Origin of the sequence: Maribacter sp. 6B07 (assembly GCF_002700155.1) — a bacterium.
Taxonomy (GTDB): Bacteria; Bacteroidota; Bacteroidia; order Flavobacteriales; family Flavobacteriaceae; genus Maribacter; species Maribacter dokdonensis.
Window position 1 is genome coordinate 418,248 of sequence record NZ_PDUT01000004.1, and the last position, 12,529, is coordinate 430,776.

General features: G+C 35.8%; 15 protein-coding genes. 6 read left to right on the forward strand and 9 right to left on the reverse strand.

Annotated features, from left to right (window positions below; translation table 11 throughout):
• Nucleotides 1-58: 58 nt before the first annotated feature.
• Complete coding sequence (locus CSC80_RS16025; RefSeq protein WP_099193040.1) at nt 59-673, forward strand: fumarylacetoacetate hydrolase family protein; 615 nt, start codon at nt 59-61, stop codon at nt 671-673.
• Nucleotides 674-743: 70 nt separating this feature from the next.
• On the opposite strand, the gene CSC80_RS16030 is transcribed toward CSC80_RS16025, so the two are convergent.
• Nucleotides 744-1,511 carry a helix-turn-helix domain-containing protein gene (locus CSC80_RS16030; RefSeq protein WP_099193041.1) on the reverse strand — a complete coding sequence of 256 codons (768 nt, stop codon included), beginning with the start codon at nt 1,509-1,511 and terminating at the stop codon, nt 744-746.
• A gap of 45 nt (nt 1,512-1,556) precedes the next feature.
• Nucleotides 1,557-2,699 carry an MFS transporter gene (locus CSC80_RS16035; protein WP_099193042.1) on the reverse strand — a complete coding sequence of 381 codons (1,143 nt, stop codon included), beginning with the start codon at nt 2,697-2,699 and terminating at the stop codon, nt 1,557-1,559.
• A gap of 129 nt (nt 2,700-2,828) precedes the next feature.
• On the opposite strand from CSC80_RS16035, the gene CSC80_RS16040 reads away from it, so the two are divergent.
• Nucleotides 2,829-3,317: a hypothetical protein gene (locus tag CSC80_RS16040; RefSeq protein ID WP_099193043.1), complete on the forward strand. Its 489-nt coding sequence runs from the start codon at nt 2,829-2,831 to the stop codon at nt 3,315-3,317.
• Nucleotides 3,318-3,320: 3 nt separating this feature from the next.
• Here CSC80_RS16040 and CSC80_RS16045 read toward each other — a convergent pair whose 3' ends face one another.
• From CSC80_RS16045 to CSC80_RS16070, 6 genes are read right to left on the reverse strand one after another with little or no spacing between them, the layout of a single operon-like run.
• Nucleotides 3,321-3,620 (reverse strand): hypothetical protein, encoded by a 300-nt coding sequence (locus tag CSC80_RS16045; RefSeq protein ID WP_091603701.1) that lies wholly within the window; start codon nt 3,618-3,620, stop codon nt 3,321-3,323.
• A complete protein-coding gene (locus tag CSC80_RS16050) occupies nt 3,617-4,855 on the reverse strand; it encodes a sodium:proton antiporter (RefSeq protein WP_099193044.1) in 1,239 nt (412 codons plus the stop codon). The genes CSC80_RS16045 and CSC80_RS16050 overlap by 4 nt, the downstream gene beginning before the upstream one ends.
• A 6-nt stretch (nt 4,856-4,861) precedes the next feature.
• Nucleotides 4,862-6,859 (reverse strand): NAD-dependent DNA ligase LigA, encoded by a 1,998-nt coding sequence (gene ligA, locus CSC80_RS16055; RefSeq protein WP_099193045.1) that lies wholly within the window; start codon nt 6,857-6,859, stop codon nt 4,862-4,864.
• The gene (locus CSC80_RS16060; protein WP_099193046.1) at nt 6,859-7,440 is read right to left on the reverse strand and encodes a TIGR00730 family Rossman fold protein; all 582 of its coding nucleotides are present in this window, start codon (nt 7,438-7,440) and stop codon (nt 6,859-6,861) included. Before CSC80_RS16060 ends, ligA begins: the two co-directional genes overlap by 1 nt.
• On the reverse strand, nt 7,437-8,306 hold the full coding sequence (gene prmC / locus CSC80_RS16065; RefSeq protein WP_099193047.1) for a peptide chain release factor N(5)-glutamine methyltransferase: 870 nt from the start codon (nt 8,304-8,306) through the stop codon (nt 7,437-7,439). The genes CSC80_RS16060 and prmC overlap by 4 nt, the downstream gene beginning before the upstream one ends.
• Before the next feature lie 2 nt (nt 8,307-8,308).
• Complete coding sequence (locus CSC80_RS16070; RefSeq protein WP_099193048.1) at nt 8,309-8,794, reverse strand: GNAT family N-acetyltransferase; 486 nt, start codon at nt 8,792-8,794, stop codon at nt 8,309-8,311.
• 77 nt (nt 8,795-8,871) lie between these two features.
• Between CSC80_RS16070 and ribD the strand changes: the two genes are divergently transcribed.
• The 4 genes from ribD to CSC80_RS16090 are packed head-to-tail and all read left to right on the forward strand — an operon-like array spanning nt 8,872 to nt 12,082.
• Nucleotides 8,872-9,978, forward strand: a complete 1,107-nt coding sequence (gene ribD, locus CSC80_RS16075) for a bifunctional diaminohydroxyphosphoribosylaminopyrimidine deaminase/5-amino-6-(5-phosphoribosylamino)uracil reductase RibD (RefSeq protein ID WP_236973419.1) — start codon at nt 8,872-8,874, stop codon at nt 9,976-9,978.
• Nucleotides 9,971-10,576, forward strand: coding sequence for an HAD-IA family hydrolase (locus CSC80_RS16080; RefSeq protein WP_099193049.1), 606 nt, complete (start codon nt 9,971-9,973; stop codon nt 10,574-10,576). The genes ribD and CSC80_RS16080 overlap by 8 nt, the downstream gene beginning before the upstream one ends.
• Nucleotides 10,577-11,458: a GRP family sugar transporter gene (locus CSC80_RS16085; protein ID WP_099193050.1), complete on the forward strand. Its 882-nt coding sequence runs from the start codon at nt 10,577-10,579 to the stop codon at nt 11,456-11,458.
• A gap of 21 nt (nt 11,459-11,479) precedes the next feature.
• Nucleotides 11,480-12,082, forward strand: coding sequence for a YigZ family protein (locus CSC80_RS16090; protein ID WP_099193051.1), 603 nt, complete (start codon nt 11,480-11,482; stop codon nt 12,080-12,082).
• 3 nt (nt 12,083-12,085) lie between these two features.
• Here CSC80_RS16090 and CSC80_RS16095 read toward each other — a convergent pair whose 3' ends face one another.
• Nucleotides 12,086-12,484, reverse strand: a complete 399-nt coding sequence (locus CSC80_RS16095) for a thioesterase family protein (protein WP_099193052.1) — start codon at nt 12,482-12,484, stop codon at nt 12,086-12,088.
• Nucleotides 12,485-12,529 lie beyond the last annotated feature (45 nt).

The window sequence follows — 12,529 nt, forward strand, 5'->3', positions numbered from 1 at the left end:
TTACTCGCCAGATTGTTTAATTTCACTTCAAAATTAATAATACACTAACACCACAGTAATGAAAATTATAGGCATTGGCAAAAACTATGTTTTAGATAAATCTGAAATTGATGATTTAAAAAATGATGTACAACTAATATTCACCAAACCAGATTCATCATTGGTAATGGATAGCAAGGATGTTGAATTCCCTGCGATTACCAATCAATTGATCTATGAGGTAGAATTGGTCGTGAAAATCGGTAAAACCGCAAAAAACGTTTCTGTAGAGGAAGCAAACTCATACATTTCTGAAATAGGTATTGGAATAGACTATACTGCAAAGGATGTACTTACTGCCAGCAGAGAAAAGAAAGGTCCATGGGCTTTGGCCAAAGGTTTTGACGGTGCCTCACCTATTTCTGGTTTTAAACCTATTTCCGATTTTCCCGAATTGGATAATATTAACTTTGATTTGGTCATCAATGGTGAAAAGAAGCAAGTTGGCAACACCGGTTACATCATTTATAACTTTGCCGAAATCATCAGTTTTGTTTCTACTTTTATGACCTTAAATCCGGGCGACATGATTTTTACCGGAACGCCAGCTGTTGGTGCAGGTGAAACTTTTAAAGGAGACCATTTACAGGCTTCCATAGAAGGAGAAATTCTTCTGGATTTTAAAATGATCTAGTTGCTTTTATAGCATTATAAGAATCGGAATTACTAAGTAATTCCGATTTTTTTTGCTCCAAATTTAAATTTTAAGAATTTTGCTGAGCCTTGAAAGCGGTTGGACTCACACCTACATTCTTTTTAAAAAAGCGGGAAAAACTGCTTATAGACTCGAACCCTAGGTCAAAAGCCAATTCCTTTGTAGTGATTTCGCTTCTTATAAGTTTGCGTTTTGCCTCTGTTATTCGTCTTTGCTGTATCACTTGTTTTGCGGTAAGGTTCAACTTTTCTTGAAGCACCTGATTTAATCGCTTTGTACTTATCCCTAATTGATTTGCATAATATTCTGCATTGGTTTCATTCAAAAAATTAATTTCCATCAATTCTAAAAACTGAAACACTCTTTTTTGATGAATGTCTTGTGGCAACAATTCATTGTTCTGAAACCGAATTAAATGTAACAAGAGTACTTTCAATAATGTTTTAAGCATAATGTAAGATACGTTCTCTCCAAAATACTCATCTTTCAACATCTCAATCAACTTCTTTACCTGAGCTACTTCTTTTTCAGATCTGATATTTAATTGAGGATATTTATTGAAAAGCGACATAACATCTAATGCGTACTCTACATCATCTTCATCTATTAAATCGCGCTCAAAATTTAAAAGCACACCGCTATTACCGTTGTAAACACTATTTTTAAATAATTCATTTAATGGCTTAAAATGTACAATAATGTTATTTACCGAATAAAACTCAAAGTAAATACCCATAGAATTACCTGATAACAACACCGTCTTTGTATCGAAATTTAAATCAATCTTAATTTTAGTTTTCCAGGTATTCAAATTCATAAACTTTCATAGAAGTCTATAAAAGTAACAAGAATTCAAGTAACCCTAATCTTTTCTCAATTTTCTAAAACTAAAAAATATAACAACACCTATACACAATGCAAATACCGCTGAAACCCCGTAAATTGCCATGTAGTTGTTAGAAATATATTCCACAAACGTAGATAGAAATTGACCTCCAAAAACGCCCATTGAAAACAACCCTAAGTTTTTACCTTGATTTTGAGCATTGCTCACCTCTATCATCATGTGATTTAATAATGGGATCGTAAACCCAAAACCAATTCCTATAAATAGTGCTGTTAACCCTAAAAACGGTATACTCATGGTAATTGCCAGAACCAAATAACCTACCATAAAGAATAAGAAACCAAGCGCTACCGTTCTTCCGTCTCCAAACCATTTTACCATTTTAGGCATTTGGCTCGCAGTAATAATGGCAATCAGCGATATAAAGGACATTAAATAGCCGGTTTCCGACTCACTAAAATTAAAAGCAGATGGCAAATATAATGGTAGGGTTACAAATCCTATAAAAAACAACATCATTGCTAAAAGAGCCGCAATAAATATTACTTTGACTCCTTGTTTATCTTTTTTGGTTACTATCGTTTTTAATGATTCATCAACTACATGTTTATTTACCTTGGGCAATGCCTTTAAAACTAATATTAAACAGATCAATGCAACCAGATAGATATAGAAAGGATACTGCCAATTTAGTTCACCCAGAACACCCCCAATTGCCAAGAAAACGACACCGCCTAACTCAATTGCCATTCCTTGCCAAGCTATCATTTTCATTCGATGTTCACCGCTAAATTTTTCTGCAATGTAAGCTGTTACGGAAACCTGAACTGCAACCGTTGCCCCACCCAATAAAAACCGATCAACAATTAAAACATAATCATTATCTATAAACGCGCCAATAACTCCTAAAAACGCATAAGGCACTAAACCAAAATACAACAGTTTTAATGCTCCCAGTTTATTCAAGGTACGTCCTATAATCGGGGCAAAAACCACAACACCCAATGATGGTAAGGTAATTAACCAGCTTGGTGAAAAGCTTAGGTCTTTATGTTGCATTATTCCTGATAATGAAGGTGCTATCACCGTACCTACCATTATCGTTAAACTACTAACGAACAGCAGTGTAAATATTCCGAAGTTTGATATTTTTTTCATACTGCAAAGTTCTTGCATCTTCGTTCAAGGAACTTTGCCGATTTTCTAAAATGATAGACCAAAATGGAAATTTTCAACTACAACTACAAAGGAATTATAACATATGAAAAATGTTAAACAGATAATTCTATGTGCTATTTTTCCTATTTTAGAGTTATTATTTCCTACTATAACCAATTTAAAACTGCACCAATAAAAAAGTCGATTAAACTATTATTTCTAATCGTCATAACTTCATTTCAATTTTCATGTTCAAATGATAACAATGATGATGCAAGCTTAAATCCAAAAAGTGTTACCTCATGTGATTTAGGAGACTTTTCACCTACAGGAGTTAAGGTTTGTTTGAATGGTGCAGACTATGCCTTGCCAAACGAAACCATAACGTTCGCCGCAGAATATAACGCTCGAGTTGCTCTTTTCACATGGACTATTGAGTCTGGGAGTATGGAAATTATTAATATCGAAGAAAGTGCAACCGGTTCTACTTCTAAATCTATTGCTACTATAAGATTTAATTCAGACTTTAATGGCAATGCCGTTTTCAAAGTAAAAGCTAAAGACTCTAGAGGAAGTGGTGAAGTAACACATGCAATAGAACTGGAGAAAACAAATTAGTACTTAACTCATAATAATTGATTCCACAATTATCTTTAACTCTTCGTCCAAGGTAATTGTGGGATATTCTTTATTCGCTAATCTATACCAGTATCCCGCATTAAATCTATCACCTTCTTTTCTGTGCAAATAGGCATGCAACCAACTACCAAGTTCATTGTGCATATCTTGGGCAATATTATGAGAAGCTTCCCAATCGCCTTTGGCATCGTACCAAGCAGCTTTTAGTCCGTTTGACCAGTCTTTTGGCACATTGGTAAATTCCAAACTTTTTTCAAATTCAAGATAGGTCTTAGGTATCATTTCACTACGCTTTTAATCAATTTTTCAACGGTTAAGCCTTGCCCTATTATCGAGAACACCACAACTATGTAGGTTATCACTAAAAAAGCGTCTCTATGCATGTCATCTGAAAGACCTAATGCCAATGCTATAGATATACCACCGCGTAATCCTCCCCATGTCATGACCAAATTGGTCCTTGGTACAAAATCCAACTTCTCTTCAAAGAATTTAATAGGAAGCATTAATGAAAGATAGCGACAAAGCAATACTAGCGGAATTGCCAATAAACCTGCAATAATATATTCTGTTTTAAATGTCAGTACCAGCATTTCCATCCCTATCAATACAAATAACAAGGTATTCAACAGAATATCCAAAAGCTCCCAAAATTTATCTACATAGGTCTCCGTGGTCTCTGACATGGCAGAATTACGAACGGTGTCATTACCAACCACCAAACCTGCAGCTACCATTGCCAAAGGTGCCGATAAATGGAATTTCTGTGCTATCAATGTACCTACCATTACCGTTGCCAATGTAATGATCACCTCTATATCATAATCGTCAATAGATCGCATTAACTTATACGTTCCCCAACCTAGAGCCAGACCCAATCCCAACCCGCCAATTACCTCAACCCCAAATAGTTCTATAATATCTAATGGAGATACAGCTACCTCGGTTGCAGATGCCAGTTGAAATATCGTTAAGAATACAACGACCCCTACTCCGTCATTGAACAATGATTCTCCCACAATTTTGGTTTCCAACTTTTTTGGTGCACCAGCCTTTTTTAAAATTCCCAAAACGGCAATAGGATCTGTTGGTGATATAAGAGATCCAAATAACAAAAAGTAAATGAAATTGATCTGCATACCCAACAACTGCAACAAATAATACATACTGGTCCCTACTAAAAAGGTAGACACCAAAACACCTAATGTAGAGAACACCAGTATAGGCCAACGTTGTACTTTCAGCTGTTCAAAATTGGTATGCAGCGCCCCTGCAAATAACAAGAAACTCAACATTATATCTAGCAGAACAGACTTGAAATCTATCTGTGTAATAATGTAACGCTCTGCGTTTATTAACGTATCGTCTATATAGCCTATGGCAAATACAGCTAAAGTAAACACAATTGTAATCAACATTAAGCCAATACTATTGGGTAGTTTTAAAAAGCGGGCATTTATATATCCAAAAATTGCCGAAAGAAAAACAAGTACTGAAATTATTGTAAAAATATCCATAATGATCTATGCTAACATGTTTATAAAATCTTGCTCACTGATAATGGGTATACCCAGTTTTTCTGCCTTTGCAAGCTTACTAGGTCCCATTTTATCTCCCGCAACCAAATAACTAGTTTTAGAAGATATAGATGACCCAACTTTACCACCATTATCCTCTATTTTCTTTTTAAGCTCATCTCTACTTAAAATCTCAAATACCCCGGAAACTACAAAGGTATTACCCGCCAAGGTATCGGTCTGGTTTTGTAACTTTTCTTCAGATATTGATAATTGTACGCCAAAGCTTCGCAATCTTTCTATGGCATCTATATTCTTCTCGTTCGCAAAAAAATCAATGACACTTTGCGCTATGCGCTCCCCTATCTCATCTACAGAAGTTAAATGCTCTAGCGTCGCTTCTTTTAAAGCATCTATGTTTTTATATGCTTTTGCCAACTTCTTAGCCACGGTCTCGCCTACAAAACGAATACCTAAAGCAAACAACACACGTTCAAAAGGTACTTTTACAGATTCCGCTACTCCGTTTACTAAATTCTCGGCAGATTTCTCCGCCATTCGTTCTAAGGGCAAAACATCTTCTTTGGTGAGTTTATATAAATCGGCATAATCGTCTATCAACCCTTCTTTAAACAGTAATTCTACCGTCTCGCCACCCAAACCTTCAATATCCATCGCCTTTCTAGAAATGAAATGCTGAATTCTACCGGTTATTTGTGGCGGACAACCATATTCATTTGGGCAATAATGTTTCGCATCACCCGCTGTACGAGTAAGCTCGGTACCACATTCTGGACATTCATGAATATATTCCGTTGGTTTTGAATCTGCTGGTCTTTTCGAAAGATCTACCGCTATAATCTTGGGGATAATTTCTCCGCCTTTTTCTACAAATACGGTATCGCCTACCCTAATATCCAATTTTTCTATTTGGTCGGCATTATGTAACGATGCTCTTTTTACCGTAGTACCTGCCAATAAAACCGGTTCTAGATTGGCTACCGGGGTTATCGCTCCAGTACGTCCTACTTGATAGGTAATTTCATTTAAAGTGGTAAAAACCTGTTCTGCCTTAAATTTATACGCCATTGCCCATCGCGGGGCTTTTGAGGTAAAACCGAGCTCTTCTTGGTATTGTAGACTATTTACTTTAATGACCACACCATCGGTTTCATAAGGCAACTCATGGCGTTTTACATCCCACTCCTCAACAAATGCCATTACCTCATCTGTAATTTTACAAAGTTTGGCAACAGTTGGTACTTTAAAGCCCCATTCTCGTGCTTTCTCCAACATATGAAATTGAGAGTCAATATTCAGGTTTCTACCTACAATACTGTACAGCAAACAATCTAATGGTCTCTGTGCAACAACACTGCTATCTTGAAGTTTTAAACTGCCCGATGCCGTATTTCGCGGATTCATATACGGCTCTTCTCCATTGGCAATGCGTTCTTCGTTCATTTTCTGAAATCCGTCGAACGGTAATACTATTTCTCCTCGTATATCAAACTTATCAGGATAATCTCCTTTTAACTGGAGCGGAACCGATTTAATGGTTTTTATATTATTGGTAACATCATCTCCTTGAATTCCGTCACCACGGGTAACCGCTCTTACCAGTTTACCTTGTTCATAAGTTATACTGATAGATGCGCCATCATATTTTAACTCACAAGTAAATTCAACAGGCACGTCTCCCAAATTACGCTGAATACGTTTCTCCCAATCCTCTAAATCTTCTTTAGAGTATGAATTGTCTAAAGAGTACATTCTATGCTCATGAACTACGGTTGCAAAATTCTTGGTGATCATACCACCTACACGTAATGATGGCGAACTGGCATCATAAAATTCAGGATGTTTAGCTTCCAAATCCTGTAATTCTTTCAATTTCATATCGAATTCATAATCTGAAATGGTCGGGTTATCCAACACATAATAATTGTGATTATGCTCTCGCAACTCTTTTCTTAGTTCTTCAATCTTTGCCTTCATAATTATTAAAGCTGTTCTTTATTGATCCATTTTGGTGTAGGCAATGGTATATAGTTTTCCATTTTATGCAATAGGGTTTCTATAGTATCATCTACCAAAATAGTATTTAAATGTTCTTTTTTAACAAATCCGTTCTGGACCATGTCATGCATCATTTGTAATAGGGAATCGTAAAAACCATTGGTATTCAAAATTCCTATAGGGTATTGATGCAACCCAAGCTGCGACCAAGTCAACATTTCAAAAAACTCTTCTAAAGTACCAAATCCTCCAGGGAGCATTAAAATCCCGTCAGATAGTTCATGCATTTTCAATTTGCGTTCATGCATATTTTGGGTGACTATCAATTCCGTTAACTCCTCGTGAACTACCTCTTTTTTCTTTAAAAATACAGGAATTACCCCTATTACCTTTCCTTTATTATTTAAAACACCTTCGGCAACTTTACCCATAATGCCAATTTTGGCTCCTCCATATACAAGTTGTATATCTTTCTTTGCAAAAGTCTCTCCCAGTTCATATGCTTTTATTCCATAATCAGAAACAATACCTTCACTACTACCGCAAAACACTACAATACTTTTCATTTTCTTATTCCTTTTATCATACGGTCATTACCAAACATATCTGGTCTTAACTCGATAGTCTTAAAATTAGATTTTTGTAATATTTGCTTGGTTTCTTCTCCTAAATACTGATTGATCTCCAAATACAGACAACCATTTTTATTCAAGTGTTCAGATGCAAAATTTACTACTGCCTTGTAAAACTTTAACGGGTCTTCATCTGGAACAAAAAGTGCCAAACTTGGCTCATGGTCTATTACATTATTTTGCATTTCTGCTTTTTCCAATTCGCGTACATATGGCGGATTGGAAATAATAATATCAAATTTTTGATCTAATTCTTTTGCTGAGGTTTTAGAATGTAAGGACAACATATCCGCCTTAACAAACGTAACATTTGCACCAAGCGTTCTATTGTTTTCTTCAGCAACCACTAAGGCTTGGGGCGAAACATCTAAAGCGTACACTTTAGCATCCAACAGATTTTTATCTAACGAAATAGGAATACAACCACTACCTGTACCCATATCTAAGATATTTAAGGAATGTTTTACTTCTTTGACATCATCCAACACCCAACGTACCAATTCTTCGGTTTCTGGTCTAGGTATTAATACGTGTTCATTTACAGTAAAGTCCAAATCCATAAAATATGCCGTACCTGTAATATGCTGAATAGGTTTATGTAACTTCAATTCGGACAACGCCTTAAACAAGATAGTCTCTTGTTCTTTTTCTATATTAAGATTAGGTTGTAACGCCAATACAAAACGTTCTAATTCAAAATAGTGCTCAATAAGTAGATAGAAAAAGCTGTTTACTTCATCTTTACCATAGATAGCGTCTAATTCTGCATGAAAAATATTTTTTACCTCTTTTAACAGCACAATTACAACGTTTTAAGCATAAATACAGGACATGAATAATGACCGGTATCCCCCATACGGGCATCTATATATTCAAAGCCCATTTTCTTATACAATTTTTGGGCAGCTTCCATATAGGGCATTGTCTCCAAATAACAGGCATCAAAACCGTATTCCTTGGCTTTATCCAAACATACATTGATCATTTTATGACCCGACCCTTTGCCTCTGGCTTCTTGCAAAAAGTACATTTTCTGAAGCTCACAAATATTACCATTGTAATTATCTAGTTGTGCAATACCGGCACAGCCTAAAATTGAACCATTTTCTTCGATCACAAAATAAGTGGCCTTGGGCTTATTATAATGCTCATACATGTTATCCAATGAAGGGTCTTCATAGGCCGTGCCCACTTTTGGCACTCCCAAATCTTCCAATACCTGCCGTATTACCCTAGCAACTTGCGGGTTATCTTCCTTTTTAATTTCACGTATCACGACATTTTCCATATGAACTATGCAATAGGTTTTAAAGTACTATTTTTGAGGTGTGAAGATACGTGATATGCGTATAAAGGTAAAGTTTGATGTCCATTAATAATCTTGATTCTACAAATTCAATACCATCTCAATCAAACGCACTTTCTGCAGATGAGAAATATATGCAACGGTGTATTGAAATTGCAAAAAACGGATTGGGTACTACAGCGCCCAACCCCATGGTAGGTGCAGTAATTGTGTATAATGACACAATTATTGGTGAAGGCTTTACCAGTGCTTATGGTGGTTCACATGCCGAGGTGAATGCTATAAACTCGGTAAAAGACAGTACGCTACTCAAAAATTCTACTATTTATGTAACCTTAGAACCTTGCTCTCATTATGGCAAAACTCCACCTTGTGCGGATTTAATCGTAAAAATGGAAATACCTAAGGTTGTCATTGGGTTAAAGGACCCTCATGAAAAAGTAGCCGGTAATGGTATAAAAAAATTGAAAGCGGCGGGTTGCGAAGTAAATGTTGGTGTTTTAGAACAAGAATGCACGGAACACCATAAACGATTCTTAACTTTTTTTACCAAAAAGAGACCCTACGTTATTTTAAAATGGGCGGAAACATCTGACGGATTTATTGCACCAGAGCCTTTAATAAGAGAAGAAGAAAAGAAACCTTATTGGATTACAAACACCAAATCTCGGCAATTGGTACATAAATGGCGTAGTGAAGAACCAGGTATACTAGTGGGCACCAACACTGTGTTAGCTGACAACCCACAATTGAATATTAGACAGTGGACAGGAAAAGCACCTACACGAATTGTTCTTGATAGAAATCTAAGGATTTCTAAAGATTTTCATGTTTTAGATGGACAACAAAAAACGATAGTATGTACACAAATAGTAGATACCACAAAGTACATTAAAGGGGTTAGCTATAAAATTTTGAATTTTGAATCTCAATTACCGCAGCAATTATGTAATCTGATGTTTGAAGAGCAGCTACAAAGTGTCATTATTGAAGGCGGATCACAAACACTACAAAGTTTTATTGATGCTGACTTATGGGACGAAGCTCGAATCTTCAGAGGAGCAGCCGAATTTCAAAAAGGAATAAAAGCTCCAAAACCCACAGGACGAATAATAAAACAAATGGAAATTTTGACCGACCAACTAACCTTACTTAGAAATGATTAAAAATATAATTTTCGATTTTGGTGATATATTTATCAATCTAGACAAACAAGCGCCGTTAATAGAAATGGCAAAATTTGGATTTACCGAAATGACTTCGGATTTAGATGCCATTTTCAAGTCATATGAAATGGGCTTAATAACGTCTAACGTGTTTGTTGAAAAACTGCAAGGCATTTTCACCAACGCTTCTAAAACACAGATTACAGATGCCTGGAATTCCATTATACTGGACTTTCCGGAAGAACGCCTAAAGTTTATTGAAAAGTTGAAAGCCGACAATCAATACCGACTGTTCTTGTTGAGCAATACTAACGATCTTCACATTGACAAGGTTAAGGAGTCTATGGGAATGGAGCGGTTTTTAAGGTTTAAAAATTGTTTTGAGGTGTTCTACCTATCACAAGAAATGAAAATGCGAAAACCTAATGCCAATATATATGAAAAGGTGCTTAGCGATAATAATTTGAACGCATCAGAAACTTTTTTCATTGATGATACCAAAGAAAATACAGATAGCGCATCTAAACTAGGAATACAGTGTTGGAATCTTCAAGTAGGAAAAGAAGATGTTTTAGAAACTTTAAGCCGCATAGTATAAATGTATTTAGCGCTCAGTATTCTTTTCTCCAGCTTAATCTTTGTGGTTTTTAAATTATATGCCAAGTATCGGGTACAAACAATTTATGCCATTATCACTAACTACTTCATTGCTTGCATTGTCGGCTTACTATATTATAAAGAACCGATCAATGTATATGACATACCACAAAAGAGCTGGTTTTGGGGAAGTCTACTTCTTGGTCTATTATTCATACTAATATTTAATTTAATGGCAGCCACTTCACAAAAGCTAGGTGTATCCGTAGCTTCTGTTGCCACTAAAATGTCACTCACCATTCCGGTATTGTTTGGAGTATTCTTCTACAGGGAAGTTTTAAGCATATTAGAAATTTTAGGAATAATTCTCGCATTGTTGGCCGTTTACTTCACTTCTTTAAAGGAAAACAAAATAAAAGCTGAAAAATGGGCATTTGCCCTACCGGTCTTAGTTTTTCTAGGATCAGGCATAATAGACACAAGCATAAAATACTTTCAAGATGCACATATGCCCGAAGAAGAATACGCACTGTTCTCCGCAACGGTATTTGCATCTGCAGGGATATTCGGCTTATTTTTTATCGCATATAAATCCACCCAACAACGATTAAAAATAAATTTCAAAAATATTATTGGTGGAATTTGTTTAGGTGTCCCCAATTACTTCTCCATATATTTCTTATTAAAAGCCTTACAGCACCCAACTTGGAACAGTGCATCTGTGTTTACTATTAACAATGTGGCCATTGTAATGTTCTCCACCCTTTTAGGCATACTATTGTTTAAAGAAAGATTAAGCATTAAAAACTGGTTTGGTATAGGTTTGGCAATTTTCAGTATTATTCTGGTGGCTTTTGGCCCTAAAATAATGATGTACCTTTAAATTCTACTTGGCACTACGTATATGGACACCTATAAAACCATTTCAAAACCTTCTACCCCCCTATTGTTCAAAGAGCGAAAAAGTAAATTTTATGGATATTGCTTTCCGGTTTCCGATGAAGACAGTATTAAAGAACACATAGAGGCATTAAGAAAAGAATACCCAACCGCCAACCATGTGTGCTACGCATGGCAAATGGGTGTTGAATCCAAGTCTTATCGTGCCAATGACGATGGAGAACCCAACAATTCTGCCGGTATGCCAATTTATGGGCAAATACAATCTTTTGATGTAACCAACATTCTAGTTGCAGTGGTACGAATATTTGGCGGCACCAAACTAGGTGTCGGTGGATTGATCAGTGCTTACAAGGAAACTGCAAAGCTAGCATTGGAAAATGCGGCAATAATCACCAAAGTATTACAAGAAGAACTAACCGTTACTTTTGAATATTCAGAAATGGACATCGTAATGCGTTTGGTCAAAAAACACCAACTAACCATTGTATCACAAGATTTGCATTTGAAATGCAAAATGATTTTAGCTGTAAATAAAAGTGATTTAAAAAAAACAATGAAACTTTTTAAAGCACATCACAAATTAGAAATCAAGGCAAACGTCTAATCTTTAATATTCCAATTTGTCCAATAATATCTGCGGACATTTAGTGGGTCTATTTCTTTTCATATCCATAAATACCAAAACCGTATTTGCGGTCGCCAATAATTCTCCCGCTTCATTTGTCATTTCATAATCAAATTCAATTCTAACCGCAGGTTTTTTCGTCAAAATTACCTTTACGGTTACCAAATCATCATACTTCGCAGATTTCAAATATTTAATGGACAAACTAATCACCGGAAGCATAATTCCGCCCTCCTCCATACTTTTGTAAGAAATTCCTAACAACCTTAACCATTCAACTCTTGCTAATTCTAAATACTGAGCATAGTTTCCATGATAGACAACTCCCATTTGATCCGTCTCACTGTATCTTATTCTAAAAGAAATTTCGTTTGTTCGCATTTATTTCAAGTAAAAAGTATATATTTAAAAGCTCCCCTAAGCGGT

Bases quoted from the DNA above. Each gene is read 5' to 3' on its own strand.
- CSC80_RS16085 (WP_099193050.1), top strand. From the start codon at position 10,577: ATGTATTTAGCGCTCAGTATTCTTTTCTCCAGCTTAATCTTTGTGGTT.
- CSC80_RS16090 (WP_099193051.1), top strand. From the start codon at position 11,480: ATGGACACCTATAAAACCATTTCAAAACCTTCTACCCCCCTATTGTTC.
- CSC80_RS16060 (WP_099193046.1), bottom strand. From the start codon at position 7,440: ATGAAAAGTATTGTAGTGTTTTGCGGTAGTAGTGAAGGTATTGTTTCT.
- CSC80_RS16045 (WP_091603701.1), bottom strand. From the start codon at position 3,620: ATGATACCTAAGACCTATCTTGAATTTGAAAAAAGTTTGGAATTTACC.
- CSC80_RS16035 (WP_099193042.1), bottom strand. From the start codon at position 2,699: ATGAAAAAAATATCAAACTTCGGAATATTTACACTGCTGTTCGTTAGT.
- CSC80_RS16095 (WP_099193052.1), bottom strand. From the start codon at position 12,484: ATGCGAACAAACGAAATTTCTTTTAGAATAAGATACAGTGAGACGGAT.
- CSC80_RS16080 (WP_099193049.1), top strand. From the start codon at position 9,971: ATGATTAAAAATATAATTTTCGATTTTGGTGATATATTTATCAATCTA.
- ribD (WP_236973419.1), top strand. From the start codon at position 8,872: ATGTCCATTAATAATCTTGATTCTACAAATTCAATACCATCTCAATCA.
- CSC80_RS16030 (WP_099193041.1), bottom strand. From the start codon at position 1,511: ATGAATTTGAATACCTGGAAAACTAAAATTAAGATTGATTTAAATTTC.
- CSC80_RS16040 (WP_099193043.1), top strand. From the start codon at position 2,829: ATGTGCTATTTTTCCTATTTTAGAGTTATTATTTCCTACTATAACCAA.
- CSC80_RS16050 (WP_099193044.1), bottom strand. From the start codon at position 4,855: ATGGATATTTTTACAATAATTTCAGTACTTGTTTTTCTTTCGGCAATT.
- CSC80_RS16025 (WP_099193040.1), top strand. From the start codon at position 59: ATGAAAATTATAGGCATTGGCAAAAACTATGTTTTAGATAAATCTGAA.
- CSC80_RS16070 (WP_099193048.1), bottom strand. From the start codon at position 8,794: ATGGAAAATGTCGTGATACGTGAAATTAAAAAGGAAGATAACCCGCAA.